The organism is Halopelagius inordinatus, assembly GCF_900113245.1.
Taxonomy (GTDB): domain Archaea; phylum Halobacteriota; class Halobacteria; order Halobacteriales; family Haloferacaceae; genus Halopelagius; species Halopelagius inordinatus.
Genome location: NZ_FOOQ01000002.1, coordinates 158,644 through 184,763, shown reverse-complemented (window position 1 = coordinate 184,763; position 26,120 = coordinate 158,644). Strand labels below are relative to the sequence as shown.

The following is a 26,120-nucleotide window of genomic DNA, read 5'->3' as shown; positions in this document are numbered from 1 at the left end:
AGTCGGGCTTTTTTTGTCGCCGGACGGTCGGAAATCCCGACGCATCGAAGGTATATACCGCTGGAACCCGTCCCCGGTGTATGGCGGATGCACTGACCGTCGTCCGGCGACGCCGCCGCATCCTCGAATATCTCTCGGACCGGACGGCGTCGAAGCGCGATATCGTCGCGGCGACGGATTCGTCGCGTTCGACCGTCAACCGCGCCATCTCCGAACTCTCGTCGCTCGGGTTGGTCGAACGAGTCGAGGGCGGGTTCCGGACGACGACGCCCGGGCGACTCTCATTGGGGGTGGTGGTGGAGGCGACAGAGACGATGCGGACGATAGAGGAGTGGAGTGACGTGCTCTCGAACGTCCCCGTCGATGCGTCCGTCTCGCACCGGTTTCTCGTCGGGGCGGACGTCGCCGCCGGAGATTCGGCCGCGCCCTACTCGGGCATCGACGACCTGTTCGACAGACTCCGGCGGGCCGACCGTATCCGCGGATTCTCCGTCACCGACAACGACCCCCGATGGACCCGGACGCTACACGAACGGGCGGCGTCGGGGGCGATGAGGGCCGATATCGCTCTCACCCGCCCGATGGCGGAGTACATCATCGAGGAGTACGCAGAGCAGTTCGACGAGTACCTCGCCGCGGACGGGTACGAGATTCGGGTCTGCGAGACGCTCCCGTTCGGTCTGATTCTCCTCGACGTGGACGGCCGGACGGTGGCGCACCTCCTCGTCCACGACGACCGGGGGTCGTTGGTCGCGCAGGTCGAAAACGCCCGCCCGGACGCCGTCGAGTGGGCCGAGTCGCGCTTTATCGACCGGTTCGAGGACGGCACTCCGCTCTCTGCGTTCGTCGAGTGAGTCGGCGCGAAACCCATATGTGTCTGCGTGTGGTACTGTCTACCGTACCCCTGCCCGTGACCCTAATCCGGGCCTGTTTTTATCCGCGGCGGAGAATCGACTTGCAATGAACGACGAGTTACGCGAACGCGTCGAGCGAGCCGCAGAGAAGCACGCCCTGCTCAACGCGGTCAAATACGAGAGCGACGCCGACGTGGGTGCGGTGATGGGACCGCTCATGGGAGAGAACCCGGACTTTCGGCCCCACGGAGACGAGATTCCGGGAGTCATCGGCGGCGTCGTCGCGCGGGTCAACGACCTCTCGACCGAAGAAAAGCGCGACAGACTCGCCGAACTCGCGCCCGAGGAACTCGCGGAACTCGAAGCCGACGACGAGAGCGAGGAGGCGGTGCTTCCGGACCTCCCGAACGCAGAGGAGTACGACGAGGTTCGGATGCGGGCGGCCCCGAACCCGAACGGCCCGTGGCACGTCGGCCACGCGCGGATGCCCGCGGTCATCGGGACGTACAAAGAGCTCTACGACGGGTCCTTTATCGTCCGCTTCGACGACACCGACCCGGAGACGAAGCGTCCGGACCTCTCGGCGTACGACGCCATCCTCGACGACATCGACTACCTCGGCTTCGAACCGGACGACGTCCTCCTCGCCTCCGACCGAGTGGAGACGTACTACGAGTACGCTCGGGACCTCATCGAGGCGGGCGGCGCGTACACCTGTTCGTGTTCGGGCGAGGCGTTCTCGGAGTTGAAAAACTCCGCGGAGGCCTGCCCGCACCGGGACAAAGACGCAGAGACGACGCTGTCCGAGTTCGAGGCGATGGTCGACGGAGAGTACGACTCCGGCGAGATGGTCCTGCGGGTGAAGACGGACATCGAACACAAGAACCCCGCCCTCCGCGACTGGGTGGCGTTCCGGATGGTCGATACGCCGCACCCCCGCGAGGAGGCCGAAGAGTACCGCGCGTGGCCGATGCTCGACTTCCAGTCCGGCGTCGACGACCACCTCACGGGCGTCACGCACATCGTCCGCGGCATCGACCTGCAGGACTCGGCCAAGCGCCAGCAGTTCGTCTACGACTACTTCGGGTGGGAGTACCCCGAGGTCATCCACTGGGGCCACGTCCAAGTCGACGAGTACGACGTGAAACTCTCCACCTCGACCATCAAGGAACTCATAGACGAGGGCGAACTCGACGGGTGGGACGACCCGCGCGCGCCGACGCTCAAGAGCCTCCGGCGGCGGGGTATCCGCGGTGAGGCCATCGTCGATGCGATGGTCGGACTCGGCACCTCCACCTCGAACGTCGACCTCTCTATGTCCGCCATCTACGCGAACAATCGCGAACTCGTGGACGACGAGTCGGACCGGTACTTCCTCGTCCGCGAGGGCGAGGTGTTCGCCGTCGAGGGCGGACCCGAGGCGGGACACCCGGCACTCCATCCGGACCACGAGGAACGCGGCGACCGGACCGTCCCCGCGGCGGGCGGCGTCGTCGTCGAATCCGAAGACGTGCCCGCGGAAGACGAACGCGTCTGGCTGAAAGGCTACGGATGCGTCCGTCGCGAGGGAGAGACGTTCGTCCACACCGGCGACGACATAGCGGCGGTTCGCTCCGGCGAGGTGGACGTGATTCACTGGGCGCCCGCCACCGACAACGTCCCCGTCCGCATGCGGACGCCCGATGGCGACGTGGCGGGCGTCGCGGAACCCGACTTCACGGACGCCGAGGTGGACGAGGTGATTCAGTTCGAACGCCTCGGGTTCGTCCGCGTGGACGAACGGGGCGAAGACGAGACGGTCGTCTACTGGGCGCACAAGTAGTCGCAGTCGCGTCTCGCGGTTCTCCTCGGAGGCGGTAGAGCTTTGCCGCGGGGTGGGCCATCCTCTCGCATGACGCTCGTGGACCTCACCCGGCGGGTGGAATCGGGAATGCCCGTCTACCCCGGTGACCCCGACGTCGAAGTCGAACCGCACGCCGACTTCGAGGCGGACGGCTACCGCGTCTCTCGACTCGAACTGGGGACGCACGCCGGGACGCACGTGGACGCGCCCTCGCACACCGAACCCGACGGGGACTCTCTGGGCGCGTTCGACGCCGACGACTTCCGGTTCGACGCGCGACTCGCAGACTGCCGCGACGCGGGCGAAAACGGGCTCGTCGGACCCGACGCGGTGCCGGACGACCCCTCCATCGAGATGGTCGTCTTCCGGACGGGGTGGGAGACGGAGTGGGGGACAGACCGGATGACGGACCATCCCGCCCTCGCGCCCGAGACGGCGCGACTGTGCGCAGACCGGGGGTACGCGGTGGCGACCGACGCGTTGAGTCCGGACCCGACGGGCGGCGACGGGGTGCCCGCACACCGCGCGATACTCGGCGCGGGACGACTCGTCGTCGAGAACCTCCGGAACCTCGACTCCGTGCCGGAACGGTTCGAGATGCTCGCGTTCCCGATACGGGTGGACGCCGACGGCGCGCCCGCCCGCGTCGTCGCGGCGGTTTAAAAGAAGAGGACGAAGAGGAACGCGACGAGCATCGCGCCCGTCAGGAGAACTTGGGCCGCGGTGGAGGCGAGGACGCCGACCGTCGCGTACAGGGCCGCTTTACCGCTCTGTTCCGCGTTCTGGTTCCGAGCGAACTCCGCGACGAACACGGTGACCGCGATGCCGACCAGAAATCCCACCGGCCCCGTCACGAAGAGGAGGACGAAGCCGACGACGACGGCGATACCGGTCGTGAGCGTCGACGCGCCCGCCGCCTTCGCGGCCACCGCCCCGCCCGCGTAGTCGATGACCATCGTCGCAACGCCGACGAGAAGCAACGAGACGAAGACGGGAAGGCTCGGATCGCTGAAGCCCGTAGACCACCAGTAGAGCACCACACCGGCCACGGACAGGAGTGCGCCGGGCACGAGTGGGGCGACGGTTCCGACGACGCCGAGGACGAGAAGCGCCAGTGCGATCCACGCGAATATATCCATACGTCGAGGTCGTCTTCCGGCGTGTTAACGCCGGTGCCCGATTCCTCCGAGGGCGGAGGCGTTCGGAGTATAATTTAATACCCCACGAAAGATTGTTATGGTATATCATGGCAATCGATCCGAACTTCGAGACGAACCGCGAGAAGGTCGGCGAGGAGAACGGCGTCGCCGTCTGGGGACCGGTGGACCCGCCCGAACAACGCGGCATCCACGGAACGCACGTCGCCGTCGACTACGACATCTGCATCGCCGACGGCGCGTGCCTGGAAGACTGCCCCGTGGACGTGTTCACGTGGGTAGACACCCCCGGTCACCCCGAGTCGGAGATAAAAGTCGAACCGACGCACGAAGACCAGTGCATCGACTGCATGCTCTGTGTCGACGTCTGTCCGGTGGACGCCATCGACGTAGACCCCGGACGCGCCGGACGGACCTGAAGCGTCCACCCGGCGCGCGGGTCTCGTTCTCCTCTCCCTGACTGTTTCGTATAGCTCACAAAAGATTATTATAAATACCTAGTGGCAGTTACCGTGGGAGTTAGTACCAATGCACGTGGTCACTCTGACCAAGGGCGTCCCCGACTTTCGAGAGGGACAGGTATCGTTCGACGAGGACGGCCACCTCGAACGAGGGAAGACACCGACGGTGATGAATCCGAACGACTCGCACGCCCTCGACGCGGCCCTCCAGACGCACGTCCGCCACGGCGGCCGTGCGAGCGTCGTGAGCATGGGTCCGCCGGGGTACAAAGACGTGCTTCGGGAGGCGATGGAGACGGCGTACGCCGACGACCTGCTTCTCGTCTCGGACCGAGAGATGGCCGCGGCGGACACGTGGGCGACGGCCATCACGCTCAGCGCCGGAATCGAGAGGCTCGGCGACCCCGACATCGTCTTTGCGGGGTTCAAGACGGCCGACGGCGAGACGGGTCACACCGGCCCGCAGACGGCGTGGTGTCTCGACATGCCCATCGTGACGCACGTCGTCTCGTTGGACGTCGACGAGGAAAGCGAGACGCTCCGCGCGAGACGCCTCGTCGAGGGCGACATCGCGGAGATGGAGACGGTCGAACTGTCGCTTCCGGCGTTCGTCGTCGCCGACCCCGAGTTCGAACCGTCGTATCGCACGGCCGAACACAGACTCACGCTGAAGGACAAACGCGCCGAGGCGGCGGCCCGCGCCGAGGAGTACGAAGAACATCTGACGGTGTGGGACCACGCCGATTTGAATCTCGACCCGGACTACATCGGCCTCGACGGCTCTCCGACTATCGTCTCCTCTGTGGACCCCATCCCGAAAGCGCCCGCCGAACGCGAGGCGACGATGGTAGACCCCGGAGACGCGGAAGGGATGACCGAGGTACTGGAGACGATGCAGTCGCACGCCGCGGGCGACGCGGCGGCCGCGGGGGGTGACTGACCGTGCCCGCAATCGACCCCGGCGAGTACGACATCTCGGCGCTCGGCCCGGAACTGCGGGAGATAGAGGACGCCGAGGAACTCAGAGAAATTCTCGCGGCCGAACGCGACGGGAAGGACCGCGACGCCGTGATTTCGCTCGTCGAGAGCCGCATCGAGAAGTTCGAGGGCGACGACGGGGAGACGGACGCCGACGCTCTCGACCTGACGGAGATGAGCACGGCGGAGGTGGGCAACGCTCTCACCGACATCGACGACCCGGCGGAGTTAGAGTCCATCCTCGAACGCGAGGAGTCCGGAGAGAACCGAGACGGCGTCAAGCGACTCGTGGAGAACCGCCTCGACTCCGTTCGCGGAAGCGAGGAAGGAGGCGAACGCGAGGAGCGAGAACCGCCCGAGGAGAGACATCCCGAACTCGACCATCCGACGAACGACAAGCGACACGTCAGAGCGTTGGAGGGCGGCGTCTACCGCGACATGTGGGTGTACTGCGAGACGCAGGCGGGCGACCTCGTCGACGTGTCCAAGGAGATGCTCGGGAAGGCCCGCGAACTGATGGACGGCTACAACGAGGAGTACGGCGGAGACGAACGCGTCGTGGCCGTTCTCATCGGCGACGACGTCGAGAAACATACCGACGACGTGATAGCCTACGGCGCGGACGTCGTCGTCTCCCACGAGGACGCGCGACTGTCGCGGTTCCAGCACAAGCCGTACACGGAGATATTCTGCGACATGGCCCGCGCGGGCGCGACGCACGAGGACGGCGAGTCGCGCGGCGGCCGAGACGAGGCGTGGCGCGACTACGACAAACCGCGGTACGTCCTCTTCCCGGCGACGAACAACGGCCGGGACCTGTCGGCGTTGGTGCAGGCCGAGTTAGATTCGGGTCTCGCGAGCGACTGCTCGGGTCTCTACATCGAAGACGAGGTCATCTCGAACCCCGTCAAGACCGGCGCGGCGGGCGACAAGAAGAACTTCGAGCGCGTGTTGCACATGAAGCGGCCGGATTTCTCGGGGTTCGAGTACTCGACGATTCTCTGTCTCGACAACCCCACCCGCGAGTTCCACCCGCAGGGCGCGTCGGTCATCCCGGGAAGTTTCGACGTGCCCGAACCCGACGCCGAACGCGACGGCGAGGTGGTCGAACACGACGTCCCACTCGACGACGAGTGGTTCCGCGTCTCCGTAACGGACCACGACCGGTTGGACGAGGGCGTGGACCTGACGGGCAACGACGTCGTCGTCGCCGTCGGGCGCGGTATCGGCGACGCGCCGACGCGCGGGATGGAACTGGCTCTCGAACTCGCAGACCAGTTCGAGGAGGCGGACGTCGGCGTCTCTCGCGGCATCGTCACCGGTTCGTACCAGTTCGAGGGCCACGTCGAACGGTACACGACCGAGGACCGCCAAATCGGCGAGACGGGACAGGTCGTCGCGCCGGACCTGTACGTCGCCGCGGGCATCTCGGGGGCCGTCCAGCACAAAGTCGGTATGGACGAGTCAGACACCATCGTCGCCGTCAACACCGACCCCGACGCGCGCATCCGCGACTTCTCCGATTACTTCGTCGAGGGCGACCTGTTCGAGGTACTCCCCCGACTGACGGAGGCGTTGAAGGAGGGGCGCACGGACTTCGCGTCCGTCGCCGCCGCGGGCGACGCCGCCGCCACGGACGGCGGCCGACCCGCGGGGACGACACCCGACTCGGACGCGCGACGGACGGGAGGTGAGGCCGGTGAGTGAGACTCCCGACGAACACTACGAAGCAGTCGTCGTCGGCGCGGGACCGGGCGGTGCCGCCGCGGCGGCGACACTCGCGAACTACGGCGTCGAGACGTTGGTGCTCGAACGCGGCGTCGAGGCGGGGTCGAAGAACGTCTCCGGCGGCCTCATCTACGCCGAGGAGTCCGCGCCGTACACGATAGACGACATCTTCGACGGCTTCCGCGAGGAGGCGACGGAGCGTCCGGTCACGCGGTACTACCTCCACAACGTCGCGGGCGAGATGGTGGAAACGTTCGACATCACCTCGCTTCACGACCACGACACGGCGTGGGCCGACGCCGTCCTGCGCCGGAAGATGGACTCGTGGCTCGAAGACAGAGTCCACGAGATGACCCGCGAGACGGGCGGCGGCCTGTTGACCGACGTTCGCGTGAACGGACTGCTCAGAGAGGGCGGCGACATCGTGGGCGTCACCTGCGACGAACTCGACCCGATACGCGCGGACGTTGTCGTCGCCGCCGACGGGGTGAACTCCGAACTCGCGCGCGACGCGGGGTTGATGGACTGGGAAGAACCCGACGAGTGGTTCCAAGGCGTCAAAGCCGTCGTCGATATGCCCGAAGAGATCATAGAGGACCGCTTCGCCGTCCGAGCGGACGACGGAGTCGCGCACCTGTTCTCGGGCGACCTGTTCGAGGGCGTCCGCGGCGGCGGCTTCCTCTACACGAACCGCGATTCGCTCTCCATCGGGACGGTGTTTCACCTCGATAGCCTCGTCGCCCGCGAGGCGGAACCGCACGAACTGCTCGACGCCCTTCTCACGCACCCGCTCCTCGCGAAGTGGTTGGGCGACGACTACCGCGAACGCGAGTACAGCGCGAAACTCGTCCCTGACTCGAAGAAGGTGGCACTGCGCGAACCGCACGAGGGCCGACTGCTCGTCGTCGGCGACGCGGCGGGGCAGATGCAGGCGCAAGGCCCCATCATCAAGGGGATGAACCACGCCGTCACCGCGGGCGCACTCGCCGCCGAGGCGTTCGGGAAGGCCAAAGCCGGGGGGAAGCCGGAACTCGCCGGGAGGCTGTACGCGAAGAAACTCCGCGACGAGGGCGTGATGGGGAAACTCCGGCCGCGGGGGTACGAACTCCTCGGACGCCTCGGCGAACGCGAGTCGATGACCGAGATAGCCGACAGCGTGCTCACCTCTCGCGTCGGACGGATGGGCGTGCGGGCGTTGTCCGGGCGACTCGAAGAGCTGTACGGGTCGCCGACGCTCTCGGCTTTGGTCCCGGACACGCAGACGCCGTACGTCACGCTCCCGACGGTCATCGCAGAGGAGTTGGGAACGCGCGTCACGGAGCGGAACCGAATCGAACCGCCGAGCCTCGAAGCGCGAATCGGCGACTTGACGTACGACACCGACGTGGGGAACCCCCACATCGAACTCCGCGACGAGTCCTACGAGGCGAGCGGAGCCGCCGTCTCGGCCTGTCCGGTCAGCGCCGAGGAGTTCGGCGGCGGCTGTTACCGCGAGGAGCTGAGACGGACGAACGGTCAGGAGGAACGCGTCGTCAGCCTCGACACCCAACCGTGCATCGAGTGCGGCACCTGCGCCGTCGTCGCCGACACGGAGTGGACGCACCCCGCGGGCGGCAAAGGCGTCCAGTTCGAGGAGGGGTAAGCGGATGGCGACGGAGGAGTCGGCCGCGGGCGGTGGCGGTGACGGGCCCGAGGCGCGGGCCGAAGCGGAGTCGGTCTACGCCGAGCGAATCCGCGAACTCGCGGCGGAAGCGCGGCGGAAGCGCGAGGCGTTCGACGCGCCCGAAGGTGACGAGAGGGTCGAGAGGGCCGCGGAGTGCGCCCGAGACGGCGTCGGACCCGTTCTCTCCGTCTACGTCGAGGCGCGGACGGCGGCGGCGGACGTCGCGTTCTCCGCGGCGGAGCACCGACTGCTTCGCCGCGCGCTGAACGACTGGCTGACGCTGTACGCGCGGTGTCACGGCGTCGAACTCGACGCCGACTTCGCGGTTCGCGCGGCGGCCGAACTGCTCGTGGAGACGCACGACGTCCACGATACCGTCCAACTCCTCACGCGCGTCCCGGAACGGTAGCGAGCCGTCCGTTCGGGCGACCGTTCTATGTTGCCGAATAAACGTTATGGTTCGGTATGTGGTATTCGGTAGCATGGAGGTAACAGAGGCGCTCGACTTCGACCACGGAGACAGAAAAGACATCTACGAGTACATCGAACGGCACGGAATCGTCCGCGAGGACGACCTGCGCCGGAAACTCAACTTCGACCCCGGGGCGCTGGGGACGCATTTGACCATCCTCCGGCGCGACGGCTACGTCAGGAAGGTCGGCGACAAGTACGAAGTCGCCTATCAGCGAGACGACGCGGAGATGCACGAATCGGAGGGGACCGAATACACCATCCGGATGGCCCAAGAGGTCGATTTAGAGAGTCTGGTCGAGGCCATCCGCGAGGTGGCCCAAGAGGGGACGTACATCGAAGCCGAAACCGTCGCCGACGTGGTGGACCACGAGGAGGTCATCATCCGGCACAACGACGTTCACTCGCGGATGTTCTTCGTCGCCACCGTCGGCGACGAACTCGTCGGCTGGGTTCACCTCGACCTCCCGGAGACGGCGAAACTGAGCCACACCGCCGTCCTCACGGTCGGCGTGCGCTCGGAGCACCGAGGGAACGGTATCGGCGCTGCGCTCCTCGAACGCGGCGTTCGCTGGGCGCGCGAACACGAGTACGAGAAACTGTACAACAGCGTTCCCGCGACCAACGAGGAGGCCATCGACTTCCTCGAAGCCCACTACTGGGAGACGGAAGCGGTCCGCGAGGACCACTACAAGATAGACGGCGAGTACGTCGACGAGGTGATGATGGGCGTGGAACTCCGCTGAGACGACGCTCTACCGCCACTCGTCGCTCTCGCCCGCCAACGGTTCGGCGACCACGCCGTCCCGTTGGACGAGTGCCCGACCGTGGGCCGCACAGACGTCTCTGTCGTCGTCCCACGGGACGTACAATCTGACCGACGCCTCGTTCTCACAGTCCGGTTGGCTACACTGCGCCATGGCGAAGATTACGACGCCGAGACGCTTCGGTGTACCGTCCGAGTCGTTCGGCCCGACTCACTCCGTGTACCGCGCACGCTCCTCACGGGCGCTCTCGGTCCCGTACTCGTCGACCAGCGGTTTGTACGCGTCGCCGAGGGCACGCATGCACTGGCCCTCCGAGACGTAGCCGAGTTCCTCGGAGACGGGCGTCCACGGGCGGCCCTGTAACACCTTCCGCACGAGCAGTCGCTCCGCTCTGGCGTCGAGGGGCGCGCGGTCAGGCGACACGAGGTGCGCGAGCGCGAGTCGGCGGAACGCTTCGGGGGCGGCGCTGTAGATGCCGGGTCCGTAGGAGGCACCGACGACGACGCGCCACTCGCGGTCCGAGAGCGAGGGGTCTCTCGCGCCGCCGCAGGCGCGAATCGCCGCCCGGGCCACGTCGGGGTCTAAGTCGCGGAGCGGGTCAGAGAGGACGGCCGAGATCCGGTCGAGGAACCACTCGGCGTGTCTGTCGCGGAGGGCCGCGCCCGCCGCAGAGAGGGGACGGAGCATCAACGCGGAGTACTCGCCGCTCGTCGCGTTTCGAGTCGTCGAGAGGTGGACCGTCGAGTAGCCGTTCGCCTCCCAAAACGAGAGGAGTTCGGGCGTCGCGCCGTAGCCGACGCCGAGGTAGTCCGCCGAATCGTCGAACTCCCGTCGCACCTCCGCTAGGAGTCGCGACCCGAGTCCCCGAGAGCGAACGGCGTGGTGGGTGGCGATGCGCATCACCCGGTAGCCGACGGGGACGCCCGCCTCCTCGTCGCGGAGTTGGCTCGTGAACACGTCGGGGAGCATGTTCCCGCGGACGCGAGCGCCGTCGTACATGCTTCGGCGCGTCTCCGCGTTCAAACCGCCTTCGCGGGCGAGGAGGGCGACGCTCGCGACGTGCCCCTCGTGGAGGAGCGCACGGAGTTCGAGGTTCGGCGCGTCCAACAGGCGGGCCAGGTCGTTCGGCTCCGTCCGGTAGTGCGCGAACACGAGGAGGCCGAACGCCTCCGAGAGGAGGTGGTCGTCCGCGAGGAGTTCCGACGGGGAGACGGCGCGGTACTCGACGGTGTCGGGCGTCGCGTCTTCCACGAGTGGGTCCACGGGCGGGCGAGCGTCCAAGAGGAGGGCGCGGAACGCCCACGACTCCACCGGGTCGCCGCGGGCGTACCGGATGGGTTCGTCCAACTGCGCGTCGGTGACCGTGAAGTCGCTCGCGTCGAGCGTATCGCGGAAGCGAACCGAGAACCCGCGGCCCGCGCCCTCGTAGCCGTGGACGGTGGTGAAAAAGCCCGCCGCGGGCGCGTCGAGGAACGACGAGAGGAGGCGAACGGGAAGCGCCGCCGCCTCGTCTACGAGCACGACGTCCGGGTCGTCCGGAAGCGTCGCCGCCGTCGGCGGGTCCGCGAAGCGAACGCGGCCGGACTCCGCGTTCGTCGGTGTCGCCCGGAGGAGGTGGGCCTCCGCATCGTGACCGGCGAGTGCGTCGAGGTCGGAGAGAAGCGTCTCCGCTCTGACGAACACCTCCTCGGCGCTGCGATACGACGGCGCGGTCACCACCACGTCGCGTCCGGCGGCGGCGAGGGAGGCGGCGGCCAGACCGGCGGCGGCGGACTTCCCGCGCCCGCGGTCGGCCTCCGCGACGACCGCCTCGCCCGGATGCGAGAGCCGTTCTAACGCCCGGAGCGCTCTCGACTGGTCGCCGGTCAGACACGACTCGTAGGCGAGGCGGGGAAAGGAGTGCTCGCGCGGAACCGACGGCGACCGGTCGCCGACGTCCGGCGGTGACGGGGCGGAGCCGTCGCGTTCGACGACGCCGTCGTCCACGTTCGCGATGGCTACGCCGGGGTGGTCTCGGAGCGTCGAAACGAGGCGTTCGCGGAACCGTCCGGTCACGTCGGAGACGGAGAACGGCGGGACGGCGAGCGACTTCTCGAACGACCCGACGCGGGCGGGCCACTCGTCGAGAGGCGGCGCGAGGAGGACGAACAGGCCGCCGCCGTCCACCGCGCCGACGAGTCGGCCGACGACGTTCGGCGAGAACTCCTCGTGGGCGTCGCAGACGACGGCGGTTCGCGTCGAACCGAGGAGTTCGCCCGCCTGCTTCGGATGCAGACGTTCGAAGCGAAAGCCCTCTCGGGAACTGACGATGGTGGTCTCCTCGTCCGGAACGTCGGCCCCGCAGAGAACGTCGAACGCGGCGTCGACGCAGGCGTCTCGGTCGCCCGCGAGGACGACCAGTCGTCGGTGGTTCGCCCGCGTCGCCGCCGCCCGTGCGTCGGCGGCGAGGGCGGCGATATCCATGCACCGCGGTTGCCCGCGGCGACGTAAGGCCGTTTCCGTTCTCGCCGGGCGGACGACGACTGAGAACGGCTGCCTCGTTCGCGCGGAATCGACACGGTACGAACCGGCAATTTCGGCCGAACCGGCGTGTGTGTTCGGATACCACGGCAGGCGGGCATTGAAAGCGCTTTTATGGGGTCCGACGCTATCGAGGTGTACAGCCTGCCCGGGGTTGATGATTCTCCCCGCCGTCAGGGAAGACCGCGACCAATGTGGTCAGCCGGCGGGGCAGTCGAGCCCGCGAGCAGGATAGGTGAACAACCCATGCCAGTCTACGTAGAATTTGACGTCCCAGCCGACCTCGCAGAGAACGCCCTCGAGGCGCTCGAGGTCGCACGAGACACCGGTACAGTGAAGAAAGGAACCAACGAGACGACCAAGTCCATCGAGCGCGGCAACGCCGAACTCGTCCTCATCGCGGAAGACGTCTCCCCCGAGGAGATCGTCATGCACCTGCCCGAACTCGCAGAGGAGAAGGGCATTCCGTACATCTTCATCGAGACGCAGGACGAAGTCGGTCAGGCCGCAGGCCTCGAAGTCGGCTCCGCCGCCGCAGCCATCGTCGACGCTGGCGAGGCGGAAGAGCAGGTCGAGGACATCGGCTCGAAGGTCGAGGAACTTCAGTAATCCACCATGAGCGCAGAAGAGACTGCCAGCGACTCGACGTCCGCAGAGGTCATCGAGATCGTTGGCAAGACCGGGATGCATGGCGAAGCCATGCAGGTCAAGTGCCGCATCCGCGAGGGCTCGAATCAGGGCCGCATCATCACGCGGAACGTGCTGGGCCCCGTCCGAGAGGGCGACATCCTGCAGCTTCGCGAGACCCAACGCGACGCCGACTCCATCGGAGGGCAGTAACTCATGGTCGAAAAGCGAACCTGTGACTTCAGCGGACAGGAGATCGAGCCCGGAACGGGCACGATGTACGTGAAAAACGACGGTACCATCCTCCACTTCAAGGACTCGAAGGCCGAGAAGAACTACTTCCTCGGTCGCGAGCCCCGCGACGTGGAGTGGACCGCCGAAGGACAGGCCGAGAGCGGCCCCGCCCACGGGGACAACGAATGAGCCACCACGACGAGCGCACCTTCGTGATGGTCAAGCCCGACGGCGTCCAACGAGGACTCATCGGCGACATCGTCTCTCGGTTCGAGGACCGAGGACTGAAGCTCGTCGCGGGCAAGTTCATGCAGATAGACGACGACCTGGCGCAAGAACACTACGGCGAACACGAGGACAAGCCGTTCTTCGAGGACCTCGTGGAGTTCATCACGTCCGGCCCCGTCTTCGCGATGGTCTGGCAGGGCGCCGACGCGACCCGTCAGGTCCGTTCGATGGTCGGCGAAACCGACCCCGCCGAATCCGCACCGGGTACCATCCGCGGCGACTACGGTCTGGACCTCGGTCGGAACGTCATCCACGCCTCGGACCACGAGGACGAGGGCGCAAACGAGCGCGAAATCTCGCTGTTCTTCGACGACGACGAACTCGTCGCGTACGACCGCGTCGACGAGACGTGGCTCTACGAAGAAGAAGACCACTGAACCGACGGCCGACTCCGCGCAGTTTTCTCTTTCGTCGCGACGCCGAGAGCGACGCCGTCGTCCGACGACGCGCCCCGTCGCTCCGGCCCGGATACGGTCTGCGAATCTAACTCTCACCTCGCGGAGATGGTCTCTGTCGGGGCAGAAAAACCGTATTGGGACCGAGTACCAAGCCCGGTTCGATGACGGAACTGGAACTACTGCTGTGGCTGTTTGCGGGCGGCCTCCTCGCGGGCGGCATCGCGCTTCTCGTCGCGGTGTCCGTCACCGTCGTCGCCGCGACGCGCCTCCTGAAGGCCGCGAGTGCGGTGCTCGCGCCCACGGTGACCGCCGAACCGACCGCGATACGCGACGTCGAACGGCATCTCACCGACCTCCGGGACGCGCCGCGAGTCGATAGCGGCGTCGTCCGCGAGGTGGTTCCCGAGGCGCGTCGCGGCGGGGGCGACTCGTGGGTCCGGCGGGCGCCCGGCGTCCGGTTCGACGTGGCTCTCCCCCTCGACTCCACGGAGAGTCGGGTGGCGACGGTGTGGGTACCGACGCCGGACCGCTTGACCGGCGAGACGGAACTCGAACGAGTCGCCGCCGCCTGCGGCGTCGACCCGACGCGGGTGTCAGACGCCGTCGGCCGGGAACTACCACTCGACTACGCGGGCGACGGGCAGTGGGTGATACCTTCGCTCGCGAGAGGGGCGACGAGAGAGACCGAACGCGCCTGATTCGGCGTCGGCCCCCGCGTCCGCCCTCAGTCGGTTCGGTGTTCCTCCACGACGTCGTCCCACGACACCGTTCCTCGCGAGGCGATTCGCTCCGGGTGGAGTGCGTCGCTCTCGAGGGCGTCGTGTGCGCTCGGGACGTTCGGGTCGAGTCCGCCGAGTATCGACCCGAGAGCGTTCTCCTCCTCGGGCGGCCGACCGGTGTCCTCGACGCTCAGTTCCGCCGCGTCGTCCTCCTCGTCGGTGACGACGACGCGGTGAACCATCCCGAACGGTTCGTGCGGCGGGCAGTTGAAGTCGTAGACGCCCTCCTCTTCGAAGCGGTAGAGCCAGTACCCGCCGACCGGAACGAGAGGCGACGAGACGGCTTCGACGCCGTCGGGCACGCGGTTCTGTCGCCCGTGGCGTTCGTGGTAGGCCGTCACGGCGTGGTCCGGCGTCTCCGCGCTGTACAGAACCACGTCACCCGGACTGACCCGCAGTCCCGCCGGTTCGAAACGGAACCCGGTCGTGTCGGCGAGCAGGTGGGCGATTTCGCGGACTGTCACCGTCTCCCCTCCCTCGGGGGTCCGAACCGACACACCGGCGTCGGGCCTGTCGAGTTCTCCCTCGTCTACGGACCCGTCTTCGACGGCGGCGGTGACGTTCCCCGTCGTCCCCTCCGAGAGGCCGCCTCCCTCCACGAGGGCGAACAGGAGTTCCGGGATGTCTATCTGCATCTCGACTTCGTGCGCCGGGCGGACCGGGTTCGCGAACGACTCGAAGCAGTCGTCCGACGCCTCGCCGGAACACGGGTTCTCCGCCGCGGACGCGTACCCGAAGATGGGGTCTATCTCCTCGGGATGCTTCGGTGCCGCCGGACCGTCCGACCCGTACCCGTGGTCGTCGTCTGAATCGTCGTCTCCCGACGCCGTCACCGCACCCGACCCGAGCGAAAGCGCCGCCGAAGCCCCCGCGACGCGCAGCACCGTCCGGCGCGGGAACCGCCGCGCCGTCGATTCACCCTGTCCGTCTCCCTTCGTCTCGTCGTCTGTCTGTGGTGCCATACCACACCAGATATGAATTCTGAGAGACATAATCCTACGGATGGTGGCGTATTCGTGACATTCTCTGGAACCGTCGATGGGGCCTCTCGGCTCCGACGAACCGCCCGAGAAGGAAAATGTACGCCGAATAGTTTAGAATTCGATACGAACGACGGCCGGCGGTCGGCGGTTTACCGACCGCAGACGGGCGTCGGCGTCGTCAGGCTACGCCTGACTGCCCGCCGGACTGCGACGCAGACCGGCGACGTCTATCTCGCCGTCGTCGAGTTCCGCCTCGACTTCGCGGGCGGCCGTGACCATGTTCTCCATCTTTCGGTAGGCGACTTCGCGGGGGAGGAGTTTGACGCCGCAGTCGGGCGAGACGGTGAGTTTCTCCGGCGGGACCACCTTCAGCCCCTCCTTGATGTTCTCTTTTATCTCCTCGACGGACTCCACCTCGGCGGTGTGGACGTCCACGACGCCGAGTGCGAGGTCGGGTTCGAACTCGGGGTCTGTGAACACGTCTATCTGTTCGTACCCGCCGTTACAGAGTTCCACGTCGAACTCGTCGATGGGGTAGTCGTTGAGTTCGGGGTAGATGCGCGAGTAATCGCCGTAACAGACGTGCAGGCCGATGCGCACCTCGTCGTCGATGCCGTCGACGATGCGTTCGAGACACTCGCCGACGATGGCGTGGTCGTCGGGCGTCGTCGCGAGTGCGGGTTCGTCTATCTGGACGTACCGCGCGCCCGCCTCGACGAGTTTCTCGACTTCCGTGTTCACGAGGTCCGCGAGGTCGTAGGCGAGTTCCTCCTCGGTGTCGTACGCCTCGTTGAACGACCAGCGAGCGAGGGTGTACGGGCCGGTGATGGGTACCTTGACGGGCTTTTCGGCCACGTCGGAGGTGAACTCGAACTCGTCGACCAACCACGGTTCGTCGTACTCGACTTCGCTCGCGACGGAGGGTTTGTCGAAGTAGTTGTGTCCCCACACCTTCACCGGGCCGTTGAACTCGTAGCCGGGGATGCGGTGGGCGAAGTACTCGACCATCTCCTCGCGGCGCATCTCGCCGTCTACGACGGTGTCGAGGCCGGAGTTCTCGTGTTCGTGCGTGATGACGCGCGCCGCGTCGTCGTACGCCTCCGCTAAGTCGTCGTCGTCGAACTTCGAGGACTCGTCGTCCGCGAGTTCCTTCGAACGGTTCAGCCACTTCGGCTTCGGGTAACTCCCGACCACCGTGGTCAGGAGGAAGTTGTCGTTGTCGTGGCCGTTCGGTCGGAACTGCTCGCGGTTGTCCGCGTGTCGTGCCATTATGCCTCCACCTCCGTCTCGACGTCGGCCGCCTCTGCGAGGGCGGCGAGTTTCTCTTTGTGCTTGTTCACGGGCAGGTAGAACGGTTCGGTGTTCGTCGTCAGATACGTCGTGTCGAACGTCGACATCTGCACTTGGTCGAGTACCCACTCGGCGCGTTCGCGGACCGTCTCCGCGCCTTCGACCAGCGTGTTCTGGCCGTCGACGAGGCCGAGCGAAATCGACTCTTTCGTCCCGTACTCGTTTATGTTGTACAGCGTCTGTTCTCTGTCGGCCTCGACGAAGTCGAAGCCGATGGCATCGACGTCCGCGTCCATCAGGTGGGCGTACGTCTTCTCGTCGAACGCCTCCCAGTAGGTGTGGACGACGACGTCGGCGTCCGTGGCGTCGGCGACGGCGTCTATCGCGTCGGGGACGCGTTCGGCGATGTCGTCGTCGGGCGCGTCGGTGACGAGAGAGGGTTCCAGAAGGTAGAGCGTCTCGTGGTCGGGGAACGCGTCGACTTCGGCCGCGAGGAACTCGGAGACGGCGTCGAGAAAGTCCGCGTCGTCGCCGTAGTGTTCGTCCGAAGCGAGTTCCGAAAGCGAGTACGGCCCCGGGAGGACGCCCTGAAGCGGTTCGCCGTCGAGGTGGTCCGCGGCCGCGTTCAGTTCTTCTGCGACGTCGCCGGAGAAGGTGAGTTCGCCGACGACCTGCGGGTCGCGGTAGAAGTTGTTGTTGTCGTAGTATCGGACGATGCCGCCCGTCTCGACGTTCTCGTGGACGGTGAGGGGGTGTGCGAGCATGTCGTCCCAGCGGAGTTGCCCCTCGACGATACGGTCTAACCCGGCGTCGAGTTGGTCGCCGACGACTTCCGCGCGCGCCTCCTCGTAGGCGGCGACGATGTCGCCGGACTCGTCTCCGGAGATGAGGTCGTGTTTCTGGTGGCCTTTCAGGTCCGAGAGGTCTGACTTCGCCCAGTCGGGGAGGGGATACAACCCGGGCGTCGTCGCGACGAACTCTGTCATCGTCACACCGTTAGAAATGCCGCTGCTTAATATTTGCTAATGCGTCTAATGCTTACTGGTTATTTCACGGAGAGCGCGAGGACGCTGAGCGTCTCGAAGGGGTACGACTCTCGGACGACCACCTCGTGGTCGAATCCCCGGCGTTCGACTCTCTCGACGACGTCGTCGTATCCGGTCAGCGAACTCACGAGAAGCAAGACGACGCCGCCGGGCGCGAGTACGCGGCCCACGTCGTCCACGAACGGGTCGATGAGTTCTCGGCCCGTCTCGCCGCCCGAGAGGGCGCGTTCCATCCAGTCGGACCACTCGTTTTCGGGGTCCGTCGGGAGATACGGCGGGTTGAACGCGACGGTGTCGAACGCGTCGTCCGCGAAGGGGTCCAAGAGGCTCGCTCGAACCACGTCGATGCCGCCCGCCGACGCCACCTCTCGGCCGCGTTCGCGCGCACTCCGGCACGCGTGGGGGTTCACGTCGGTGGCGACGACGCTCTCTACGTCGTCGGCGTCCGTCACCGCCTTCTGTGCGACCCACCCGGACCCGGTACCGACCTCCAGAAACCGGCCGTGACCGCGTTCGACGACCGCCTCCGCGAGCAGTCCGGAGTCTTCGGCCGGTTGGTACACCGCCGTCTCCATCCCGCGTCGGTCCGCCAGGTCGTCGCCCGTCACGACTCGTCGCCTCCGTCCGTTTCGGTGTGACGCGCCGTCTCGTCGTCGAGGCTTCCGTCGGTCGCGGCCGTCCGTGACGAGTCTCGCGGGGCGTCTCCGTCCCGGTCGCCCGCGAGGACGAACCCTTCCTTTTCTTCGCGTGCCATGAGTTCCTGTTGCGGGTAAGGTATCTTGATTCCCTCGCGGTCGAACGCCTCTTTGACCGCGCCGACGATGGCAGTCTGCGTCCGCGCCCGACGGCGGGCGCTCGGTCTGTCTATCCACGCCCGAACGCCCAGGACCACCGCGGAGTCGCCGAACTCCTTGAGAACGACCTGCGGCGACGGCACGCCGAGTACGTCCTCCAGTTCCGAGACGGCCTCCTGTGCCACCTCGGCGGCGTGCGTCGGGTTTTCGTCGTAGTCGACGCCGACTTCGACTTCGATGCGGAGCCTCCCCTTTCGGCTCCGGTTTACGAGCGTCTCCGCGGAGATGACGTCGTTCGGCACCATCACGTACTCGCCGTCGAACGACTGAATGCGGGTGTTGACGACGGTGATGTCGGTGACGATACCCTCGTACTCGCCGATCTCTATCCAGTCGCCGATTTCGAACGGCCGCGAGAACATGAGGACGAACCCCGCGATGAGCGACCCGAGCGTCTGTCTCGCGGCCATACCGACGACGATGCCGAGGAATCCGGCCCCGACGAGGAGTCCCCCGAGGTCGACGTTCCAGACGCCGAGTATCACCACGAGAGCGACGAAGTACACGGACAGTTGCGCGAGGCGGTAGATGACCTCTCGTTGGTGGTCGCTGACGTTCGGTTGGGTGCTCGCCACCTCGTTCGTCAGTTGGTGGACGAGTCCCGTCATCGTGTACGCCCCGACGACGAACAGCACAGAGAGGGCGATTTGGACGACCACCCGCCGCCCGAACTTGTACTGGTCGTAGAGGTCGACCAGTTGCCCGGAGAACCCCCAGACGGCGACGATTACCGCCGCCGCGCCGACGGTCAGTCCCATCGTCGCGACGGTGACCGCGACGTGCCACGCCGCGGCCGGAACCCGCGGAGGCACCCGGTCGTGGAACGCGTTCGTCCGACTCAGCACGAACCCGGCGGCGGCTATCGCGAGGACGGTGACGGTGATTTTCACCGCCAACTGGGGGACGAACGACTGGAGGACCGCGAGGGGAAACTGGCTCTCCGCGGACGCCGTCGCCGTCGCGGTGATCGGTGTCTGAGGCTGCATCTCGCTATCTACCGTGCTCGTCCGCGAGCGTCGCCAAGGCGGCGAAGTCGGCCGGTTCCATGTTACCGGCGCGCTTCCGAAGGACCGCCTCGTCGGCCGCCTCGACGACCGCTTCGGGGTCGTCGAGTCCGGAGATGTGCGCCGTGTTTCGGATGCCGTTCCGTATCGTCTTGCGCCGTTGGGTGAAAAGCGCCTTCACGAAGTCGAGGAAGAACTCCTCGTCCGCCACCTCGTAGTCGGGCGCTCGCGGCGTCACGCGGACGATAGCGCTCTGAACCGCCGGTTTCGGGGAGAACGCCTCCCGCGGAACGGTCTCGACGACGTCCACGTCGCCGTAGTGCTGTGCGCTCACGGAGAGGCGGCCGTAGTCGTCGGTGCCCGCGTCGGCGGCCATCCGCTCTGCGAACTCCTTTTGAAACATCAACACGAGCGGTTTCCCCCGCGGGAGCAACCGGAACGTTATCTCCGACGAGATGCCGTACGGGAGGTTCGAGACGCACGCCGTAAACTCGGGGAGTTCGACCGACAGCGCGTCACCCTCGAGGACGGTCAACCGACCGCTCGCTACGTCGTCTGCGAACTCCTCGCGGAGGAACGCCGCGAGTCGCCGGTCCCGTTCGATCACGGTCACCCGGTCCGCGACGCCGAGCAGTCTGTCGGTGAGCGCTCCGGTTCCGCCGCCGACTTCGAGGACGTGCGAGCGGTCCGCGTCGGCGGGGAGGTAGCCGGGGACCCGGTCGAGGACTCGGTCGTCGACGAGAAAATGTTGGTCTTGGTCCGGGTCGCCGCGGACGCCCGCCCGACGCAGGAGTTCGTCCGGGTCGCGCGACGGGCGTGTCAGGTCGCCCGGTTCCGCGTCCGACTGCTGCTCTGTCATTGGTCGCCGTTTCGTCCGCGCGAGTGTAAACGTCCCGGGTCGGTCCGTCGGCGACGATACCGAAGAAGAGGTTCGCTACTGCTCGTTTCGACCGACGAACGCTTTGTACTTCAGGTCGTCGTCGCGCAGTTCCTCCATGATGCGTTCGACGAGAACCTCCTTCGGGTGGTGGAGGCCGGAGACCCGTTCTTCTAGGTCCTCGAAGCTCTCGAAGGGACCGCGCTTCCGTTCGTCTAAGATGTTGTTTCGGAGTTTCTTCCCGATTCCCGGAAGCAGATTCAACTGGTGGAGCCTGAGAGTGATCGGCTGGGCGTCGTTGTAGAAGTCGACGAACCGACGCTCTTGGTCTTCGACTATCTCTTCGACCACGTACTCGAGTTCGGCGTTCGCCGTGTTCGAGAGGTCGTCGTACTCTATCTCGTATAACTCCTCTACCGCGGCGCGTTCGCCCGGCGGGCCGACGGCGACTCGGTCCCCGATGCCGAGGCCCGCCTCTTCGTCGAGGCGGAGTTCGAAGAGGCGGAAGTCGCGGAGGCCGAGTGCGTACGCCAAGGGCGATTGATCGTAGTTGCGGTCCTCGGCTCTGCCGTGAGCGAGATAGTCCAATATGACGGCGTAGCGGACATCTGGACCCGAGTCGTCGCCGGTTGCCGGGTCGGTCTCGGCGTCGGCGTCTCCGCTGTCAGGGGGCGTCATGTCAGTAGATACGCCGACGCCGTATTTAAAAAGTTGGCCGTCTCAGGCGTACTTCGCGACCACGTTCAGAATCTCGTCGAGTTCGTCGCCGCTCAGGGCGTACCGCTGCTGTGCGTACAGCGAGCGAAGTTCGTCTCGACTCTGCGGAAGCAGGTCGGCGATTTTGAACGCCGTCGTCTCGTCTACCTTCTCCAGTTCGAGGAGGTCCTCGACGAGTTCGCGCGACTCCTCGGGGTCGAGGATGGCAAAGCGGTTGACGTGTTCGATGGCGCGTGCGAGCTCGTAGCGGATCTCACGCTCTTCGTCCGCGGCGCGTTCCGCTTCCACGTCTTGGAGGAGCGATTTGACCTCGGAGACGGTGAGGTATTCCTCGTCTACCTTCTGTTTGAAGATGGTCATCGGCGTAGGGACCTACTGCTGTGCGCGGAGGTGAGCGGGCTTTGCGATGACGACTTTCTCCTTTCCGCCGTCGTTTATCTGGACCTTGAACGCGCGGCCCTGTTTCCCGAGGACTTCGCCCGTGTGCCCGTTGAAACGCGGGTGGAAGCGCCCGCCGCGGACGCTGGGGTCGATGTGGAGGTGGACTTTCTGGCCCTCCTCGTAGTCCTGAATCGCGCGCTGCGGCGGGGAAGTGCCGCGCTCGCGTGCACTGTTCGAGAGCTTTCCTCGCGTACCCTTGAGCGGACCGTTGGAACTCGGCATAGTCGTGAAGACGAATACAGCTGTCGAAGTTATAAAAGACACGTTCCCGTCCGGAGCGTGTGTCACACCCACGTGGGCGAGCGAGGACGACGCCCGCTCGCAGACGGGAAGGAATTTGGGGACGGTCCACCGAGTGAACCCATGACCGACGAAAGCGAGGAGCGAATCGAGACGCGCGCCATCCACGCCGGCCAAGAGCCGGACGAAGAGACGGGCGCGCTGATGTCGCCCATCTTCGCGAACTCGACGTACGTCCAAGACGGCCCCGGCGACCACCGCGGGTACGAGTACTCCCGGACGGGCAACCCGACGCGGACGGACCTCGAAGCGAACGTCGCGTCGCTCGAAGGCGGCGAGTACGGCCGCGCGTTCGCCTCCGGGATGGCCTCTATCAACACCGTGTTGAACCTGCTCGAATCGGGCGACCACGTCGTCACCGGCGACGACGTCTACGGGGGGACCCACCGCATCTTCACGCAGGTGTACGAGGATTACGACGTGGAGTTCGACTTCGTCGACACCACGGACCACGACGCCGTCGAAGACGCCGTGCGCGAGGAGACCGAACTGCTGTGGGTCGAGACGCCGACGAACCCGCTGATGCGCGTCAACGACATAGAGGCCCTCGCGGACATCGCCCACGAACACGATGCGCTCTGTGCCGTGGACAACACGTTCGCGACGCCGTACCTCCAGCGACCGTTAGACCACGGCGCCGACGTCGTCTCGCACTCGCTGACGAAGTATCTCGGCGGCCACTCGGACGTGGTCGGCGGTGTGCTCGTCACGGACGACGAGGAGTTGGACGAGCGACTCGGCTTCTATCAGAACTCCGTCGGCGCGACGCCCTCGCCGTTCGACTGCTTTCTCGTCCTCCGCGGGACGAAAACGCTCCCCGTGCGGATGGACCGCCACTGCGAGAACGCGGACGAACTGGCGCGGTGGTTGGACGACCACGGCGCCGTCGACGCCGTCTACTACCCCGGACTGGAGTCACATCCGCAACACGACGTGGCGAGAAAGCAGATGGACGACTTCGGCGGCATGCTCTCTTTCGAACTCGACGGGACGCTCGAACAGGCGTCCACGCTCGTCTCCGAGACGGACGTGTTCACCCTCGCGGAGAGTCTCGGCGGCGTCGAGAGCCTCATCGAACAGCCCGCGGCGATGACCCACGCCGCGATTCCCCGCGAGGAACGGGTCGCGGCGGGCCTCTCGGACGGACTCGTCCGCGTCAGCGTCGGCGTCGAACACGTAGACGACCTGAAGACGGACCTCGAACGGGCGTTCGAGGCGGCGTTGTAACCGGCGTCGCGCGCTGACCGGCCGACGCTTACGTGACGGAGGGATACGGGAAAAGATAACACGTCGGCGCGCCTATTCGAAGACATGTCACAGTCCGATATCGCCCATCCAGACACGAGTCATCTCGCAGAAAAGTTCGGCGCGGGCGTCTCCGCGGCGGTGGTACTCGGTGCGTTCGTCGGCGTCGTCGCGACGTCGCTGCTCGGAGTGACCACGGGGGAGGCGCTCATCGTCGCGGTCGGTGTCGGATTCCTGGTCGCTCCGCTCGCGGGTATCGCGTTCTCGGAACGCGGAGAATAGGGGTCCGCGCCCTCAGATACGGCCGACGTTCTCGACGGAGACGCTCTCTACGTCCTCGACGCCGTTGAACGCCTCTTCGACGGCTTCCGTCCCGCCCGCGTCGTCGGGGACGATGACCGTCGGCAGGAGGGCGATGAGGCCGAACGCGACGTTGTCGCGCTCGAAGCCGTTTATCTTCGCGCCCTCGGGCAGAGAGTCCTCGAGACGCTCTTGGAGCTCGTCGAGGTCGATTTCGGGGCTACTCGGCATGACCTTGAGTTTCGCAGCAACTTTTCCCATCGTTCAGGGTCCCATGAAGCCACAGTCGGGGCATTCGTAGAGGTTACTCTGCTTGCGGCACTTGGAACAACGCGAAATTTCGTGGCCACAGTCTGGGCAGTCGAACGTCGCGGCGGACATACCCGAGATGTTGATGCCACAGGACACGCACTGGTGGGCGTGTCGCTGTTCGGACTCGCTCATGTAGTCGATAAAGCCGTCCGCGACTTTTAACGGTTGTCTTTCCCGTCAGCCGACGACCACCGGACCGACGAGAACGCCCATCAGGTGGACGCGCCGCGTGCCGAACCGAGGCGGGAGGAGGCCGACGACGGCGGCGACGGCGAACGCGCAGACGCCGACGACACCGGCGAACGCGAACGACGACGCCCACAGGAGCGCGAGCACCGAAAGCGAGAGTCGCCGGTGAGAGACCGACCGGGCGACGCGGAGATACCGGTCCCCGAGGAGGGGGACGAGAACCGCGCCCGCCCCGCCCGCGAGGACGGCGACGGCCAGAAAACCCGCCAATCCGAACGGAGCGTCGCCGGGCGCGGCGGACGCGACAGCGACGGTGACTCCGCTTCGTGGCGTCCCGACCACCGCCAGCGACCCGAGCGCGAATACGGCCGTCGCGGTGTTGGCTCCGCTCGTGGCGACGACGTACGCTCTGTCGGTCGTCCCCTCCGCGTTCGGCGTCGCCCCGCCGCGCCCTCCGAGTGCTAACACCGCGGCGACGCCCGCGGAGACGCCCGGCAGGTAGCCGACGAGGACGCCGCCGCCGACACCCGAGAGCGCCGAACGGAGGACGGCCCCCGGCGAGAGGCCCACGCGGCCGTCCGCTTGGGGCGGAATCGGCCCCGCGGAGTCGACGGCGTCCAACACGACCGGTGCGCCGAACAGACCGGCGAAGAGCGGAGCGAGCATCGACGCCACGCCCGCGGGGACCACCGCCCGCGTCGGGGAGAGATCGAGCGTCACGAAGCCGAGTGCGGCGGCGAGGAGGAAACAGCCGACGCCGGCGACGCGCGCCCGCCGGGTGGGTTCCGAGAGGACGAGCAGACAGACGACGGCGGCGAGCAAGACGGGAAGCCACGTCCGAAGGAGGTTCGACCCCTCGGCGACGAGATGCGAGAGGGGAACCGAGAGCGGAACGGCGACGACGAGGGCGGCGACGCTCCCCAGCGCGGAGAGTCGCAGCGCCTCGGTACCGCGCCCCGCGAGGACGAGTCTGTGACCGGGGAGCGACGCCGGGGCCGTCGCCGCGTCGGGGACGCCGAGGACGAGTCCCGGAATCACGTCGAGGAACGTGTGGACGACACCGGCGGCGAGAATCGCGGCGACGACTGCCGTCGGCGGCCCCGGGAGTGCGGGCGCGGCCGCCGCGAGTGCGAGCGCGAAGGCGTTGGCGTGGAGGCCGGGGACGAGTCCGCTCACCGACCCGAGGGCGACGCCGCCGAGCGCGAACGAGAGCGTCGTCGCCGCTGGACCGAACGCGGCGCTCGCGGACGCGAGTACGGCAGTCGCCTGACCGGCGGCCGATGCGGGCATCGCGGCTGAGTGGCCGCCGCATCCTACTTGAACGTTCGCCGGGCCGCGTTCGACGACGCGAGGTTCGGTTCGACGACGCGGAGAGAGCGGCCGCTACTCGGGAGAGCGTCGAAAGAAATCGGGATTACGAGACGATTCGAGGCGCGAACTCCGGCGTTAGCCGAAGAGTTCGCCGAGACCTTCGCCGGACTCTTCGTCTTCTTCTTCCTCGTCGGCTTCGGCTTCGTCGGCACCGGCGTCGGCTTCTTCCTCGTCGTCGTCGTCCGCGGTCTCGACGTCGCCACCGGCGCTACCGCCCGAAGCGGGCGCGGGAGCGGCGGCGGCCGTCTCGACGGCCTCCTCGATGTCGACGTCTTCCAGCGCGGCGACGAGCGCCTTGACGCGGGATTCCTCGACGTCCACACCGGCGGCCTCGAGGACCGCGGTGACGTTGTCTTCGTTGATCTCTTCGCCCGTCTCGTTCAGGATGAGAGCTGCGTAAACGTATTCCATTGTTGTGTACCT

31 protein-coding genes and 1 pseudogene are annotated in these 26,120 nt (G+C 66.7%); 16 read left to right on the top strand and 16 right to left on the bottom strand.

The window, feature by feature from the left end:
* The first annotated feature begins 80 nt into the window (after positions 1-80).
* The 3 genes from BM167_RS08645 (at position 81) to BM167_RS08635 (ending at position 3,360) form a co-directional block, all read left to right on the top strand.
* Positions 81-854: a helix-turn-helix transcriptional regulator gene (locus BM167_RS08645; protein ID WP_092891537.1), complete on the top strand. Its 774-nt coding sequence runs from the start codon at positions 81-83 to the stop codon at positions 852-854.
* 106 nt (positions 855-960) lie between these two features.
* Positions 961-2,676, top strand: coding sequence for a glutamate--tRNA ligase (locus BM167_RS08640; protein ID WP_092891535.1), 1,716 nt, complete (start codon positions 961-963; stop codon positions 2,674-2,676).
* 69 nt (positions 2,677-2,745) lie between these two features.
* Positions 2,746-3,360, top strand: a complete 615-nt coding sequence (locus tag BM167_RS08635; protein ID WP_092891533.1) for a cyclase family protein — start codon at positions 2,746-2,748, stop codon at positions 3,358-3,360.
* On the opposite strand, the gene BM167_RS08630 is transcribed toward BM167_RS08635, so the two are convergent.
* Positions 3,357-3,836 (bottom strand): DUF456 family protein, encoded by a 480-nt coding sequence (locus tag BM167_RS08630; protein WP_092891531.1) that lies wholly within the window; start codon positions 3,834-3,836, stop codon positions 3,357-3,359. The genes BM167_RS08635 and BM167_RS08630 overlap by 4 nt on opposite strands.
* A 107-nt stretch (positions 3,837-3,943) precedes the next feature.
* Between BM167_RS08630 and BM167_RS08625 the strand changes: the two genes are divergently transcribed.
* The 6 genes from BM167_RS08625 to BM167_RS08600 all read left to right on the top strand — a co-directional run bounded on the left by BM167_RS08625 (position 3,944) and on the right by BM167_RS08600 (position 9,901).
* Positions 3,944-4,273 carry a 4Fe-4S dicluster domain-containing protein gene (locus BM167_RS08625; protein ID WP_092891529.1) on the top strand — a complete coding sequence of 110 codons (330 nt, stop codon included), beginning with the start codon at positions 3,944-3,946 and terminating at the stop codon, positions 4,271-4,273.
* Positions 4,274-4,382: 109 nt separating this feature from the next.
* The gene (locus BM167_RS08620) at positions 4,383-5,255 is read left to right on the top strand and encodes an electron transfer flavoprotein subunit beta/FixA family protein (RefSeq protein WP_092891527.1); all 873 of its coding nucleotides are present in this window, start codon (positions 4,383-4,385) and stop codon (positions 5,253-5,255) included.
* A gap of 2 nt (positions 5,256-5,257) precedes the next feature.
* Positions 5,258-7,000 carry an electron transfer flavoprotein subunit alpha/FixB family protein gene (locus BM167_RS08615; protein WP_092891525.1) on the top strand — a complete coding sequence of 581 codons (1,743 nt, stop codon included), beginning with the start codon at positions 5,258-5,260 and terminating at the stop codon, positions 6,998-7,000.
* Complete coding sequence (locus BM167_RS08610; RefSeq protein ID WP_092891523.1) at positions 6,993-8,663, top strand: FAD-dependent monooxygenase; 1,671 nt, start codon at positions 6,993-6,995, stop codon at positions 8,661-8,663. The genes BM167_RS08615 and BM167_RS08610 overlap by 8 nt, the downstream gene beginning before the upstream one ends.
* A 4-nt stretch (positions 8,664-8,667) precedes the next feature.
* Positions 8,668-9,093 (top strand): DUF8055 family protein, encoded by a 426-nt coding sequence (locus BM167_RS08605; RefSeq protein ID WP_245781333.1) that lies wholly within the window; start codon positions 8,668-8,670, stop codon positions 9,091-9,093.
* Positions 9,094-9,166: 73 nt separating this feature from the next.
* Positions 9,167-9,901 carry a GNAT family N-acetyltransferase gene (locus BM167_RS08600; RefSeq protein ID WP_092891521.1) on the top strand — a complete coding sequence of 245 codons (735 nt, stop codon included), beginning with the start codon at positions 9,167-9,169 and terminating at the stop codon, positions 9,899-9,901.
* A 9-nt stretch (positions 9,902-9,910) separates the two neighbouring features.
* On the opposite strand, the gene BM167_RS18455 is transcribed toward BM167_RS08600, so the two are convergent.
* Together BM167_RS18455 and tmcA are read right to left on the bottom strand one after the other, a co-directional pair.
* Positions 9,911-10,075, bottom strand: a complete 165-nt coding sequence (locus BM167_RS18455) for a DUF8014 family protein (protein ID WP_177213324.1) — start codon at positions 10,073-10,075, stop codon at positions 9,911-9,913.
* 57 nt (positions 10,076-10,132) lie between these two features.
* Complete coding sequence (tmcA, locus tag BM167_RS08595; protein ID WP_092891519.1) at positions 10,133-12,385, bottom strand: tRNA(Met) cytidine acetyltransferase TmcA; 2,253 nt, start codon at positions 12,383-12,385, stop codon at positions 10,133-10,135.
* Between the two features lie 303 nt (positions 12,386-12,688).
* Between tmcA and rpl7ae the strand changes: the two genes are divergently transcribed.
* From rpl7ae to BM167_RS08570, 5 genes and pseudogenes are all read left to right on the top strand, one after another.
* Positions 12,689-13,051 (top strand): 50S ribosomal protein L7Ae, encoded by a 363-nt coding sequence (rpl7ae, locus tag BM167_RS08590; protein WP_092891517.1) that lies wholly within the window; start codon positions 12,689-12,691, stop codon positions 13,049-13,051.
* A gap of 6 nt (positions 13,052-13,057) precedes the next feature.
* Complete coding sequence (locus tag BM167_RS08585; RefSeq protein WP_006054022.1) at positions 13,058-13,282, top strand: 30S ribosomal protein S28e; 225 nt, start codon at positions 13,058-13,060, stop codon at positions 13,280-13,282.
* A gap of 3 nt (positions 13,283-13,285) precedes the next feature.
* Positions 13,286-13,483: pseudogene (locus tag BM167_RS08580) on the top strand (50S ribosomal protein L24e); the annotation flags it as partial.
* A 5-nt stretch (positions 13,484-13,488) separates the two neighbouring features.
* Entirely contained in the window at positions 13,489-13,968 is a 480-nt protein-coding gene (gene ndk / locus BM167_RS08575; RefSeq protein ID WP_092891514.1) for a nucleoside-diphosphate kinase, read from the top strand.
* Between the two features lie 182 nt (positions 13,969-14,150).
* Complete coding sequence (locus BM167_RS08570; RefSeq protein WP_092891512.1) at positions 14,151-14,687, top strand: hypothetical protein; 537 nt, start codon at positions 14,151-14,153, stop codon at positions 14,685-14,687.
* A 26-nt stretch (positions 14,688-14,713) separates the two neighbouring features.
* On the opposite strand, the gene BM167_RS08565 is transcribed toward BM167_RS08570, so the two are convergent.
* The 9 genes from BM167_RS08565 to BM167_RS08525 all read right to left on the bottom strand — a co-directional run bounded on the left by BM167_RS08565 (position 14,714) and on the right by BM167_RS08525 (position 22,202).
* Positions 14,714-15,730 carry a plastocyanin/azurin family copper-binding protein gene (locus tag BM167_RS08565; protein WP_218153781.1) on the bottom strand — a complete coding sequence of 339 codons (1,017 nt, stop codon included), beginning with the start codon at positions 15,728-15,730 and terminating at the stop codon, positions 14,714-14,716.
* Positions 15,731-15,934: 204 nt separating this feature from the next.
* Positions 15,935-17,020 (bottom strand): methionine synthase, encoded by a 1,086-nt coding sequence (locus tag BM167_RS08560; protein WP_092891510.1) that lies wholly within the window; start codon positions 17,018-17,020, stop codon positions 15,935-15,937.
* A complete protein-coding gene (locus tag BM167_RS08555) occupies positions 17,020-18,027 on the bottom strand; it encodes a 5-methyltetrahydropteroyltriglutamate--homocysteine methyltransferase (protein ID WP_092891508.1) in 1,008 nt (335 codons plus the stop codon). The genes BM167_RS08560 and BM167_RS08555 overlap by 1 nt, the downstream gene beginning before the upstream one ends.
* 59 nt (positions 18,028-18,086) lie before the next feature.
* Positions 18,087-18,662, bottom strand: a complete 576-nt coding sequence (locus BM167_RS08550; protein WP_245781350.1) for a HemK2/MTQ2 family protein methyltransferase — start codon at positions 18,660-18,662, stop codon at positions 18,087-18,089.
* Positions 18,663-18,691: 29 nt separating this feature from the next.
* A complete protein-coding gene (locus BM167_RS08545) occupies positions 18,692-19,927 on the bottom strand; it encodes a mechanosensitive ion channel family protein (protein WP_092891504.1) in 1,236 nt (411 codons plus the stop codon).
* 4 nt (positions 19,928-19,931) lie between these two features.
* Complete coding sequence (locus tag BM167_RS08540; protein WP_092891502.1) at positions 19,932-20,804, bottom strand: 16S ribosomal RNA methyltransferase A; 873 nt, start codon at positions 20,802-20,804, stop codon at positions 19,932-19,934.
* Positions 20,805-20,879: 75 nt separating this feature from the next.
* Positions 20,880-21,500, bottom strand: coding sequence for a DUF655 domain-containing protein (locus BM167_RS08535; protein WP_092891500.1), 621 nt, complete (start codon positions 21,498-21,500; stop codon positions 20,880-20,882).
* A gap of 42 nt (positions 21,501-21,542) precedes the next feature.
* Positions 21,543-21,899 carry an RNA polymerase Rpb4 family protein gene (locus BM167_RS08530; protein ID WP_092891498.1) on the bottom strand — a complete coding sequence of 119 codons (357 nt, stop codon included), beginning with the start codon at positions 21,897-21,899 and terminating at the stop codon, positions 21,543-21,545.
* Positions 21,900-21,911: 12 nt separating this feature from the next.
* The gene (locus tag BM167_RS08525; RefSeq protein WP_092891496.1) at positions 21,912-22,202 is read right to left on the bottom strand and encodes a 50S ribosomal protein L21e; all 291 of its coding nucleotides are present in this window, start codon (positions 22,200-22,202) and stop codon (positions 21,912-21,914) included.
* Positions 22,203-22,343: 141 nt separating this feature from the next.
* Between BM167_RS08525 and BM167_RS08520 the strand changes: the two genes are divergently transcribed.
* Together BM167_RS08520 and BM167_RS08515 are read left to right on the top strand one after the other, a co-directional pair.
* Entirely contained in the window at positions 22,344-23,507 is a 1,164-nt protein-coding gene (locus BM167_RS08520) for a cystathionine gamma-synthase (protein WP_092891494.1), read from the top strand.
* 84 nt (positions 23,508-23,591) lie between these two features.
* Positions 23,592-23,807: a glycine zipper domain-containing protein gene (locus BM167_RS08515; protein WP_092891492.1), complete on the top strand. Its 216-nt coding sequence runs from the start codon at positions 23,592-23,594 to the stop codon at positions 23,805-23,807.
* Between the two features lie 12 nt (positions 23,808-23,819).
* Here the strand turns inward: BM167_RS08515 and BM167_RS08510 are convergent, their stop codons facing one another.
* From BM167_RS08510 to rpl12p, 4 genes are all read right to left on the bottom strand, one after another.
* Positions 23,820-24,086 carry an elongation factor 1-beta gene (locus tag BM167_RS08510; protein WP_092891490.1) on the bottom strand — a complete coding sequence of 89 codons (267 nt, stop codon included), beginning with the start codon at positions 24,084-24,086 and terminating at the stop codon, positions 23,820-23,822.
* Between the two features lie 3 nt (positions 24,087-24,089).
* The gene (locus tag BM167_RS08505; RefSeq protein WP_092891488.1) at positions 24,090-24,269 is read right to left on the bottom strand and encodes an HVO_2753 family zinc finger protein; all 180 of its coding nucleotides are present in this window, start codon (positions 24,267-24,269) and stop codon (positions 24,090-24,092) included.
* A gap of 45 nt (positions 24,270-24,314) precedes the next feature.
* Entirely contained in the window at positions 24,315-25,616 is a 1,302-nt protein-coding gene (locus BM167_RS08500) for a tripartite tricarboxylate transporter permease (protein ID WP_092891486.1), read from the bottom strand.
* A gap of 156 nt (positions 25,617-25,772) precedes the next feature.
* A complete protein-coding gene (gene rpl12p, locus BM167_RS08495; RefSeq protein ID WP_092891484.1) occupies positions 25,773-26,108 on the bottom strand; it encodes a 50S ribosomal protein P1 in 336 nt (111 codons plus the stop codon).
* Between the last annotated feature and the right edge of the window lie 12 nt (positions 26,109-26,120).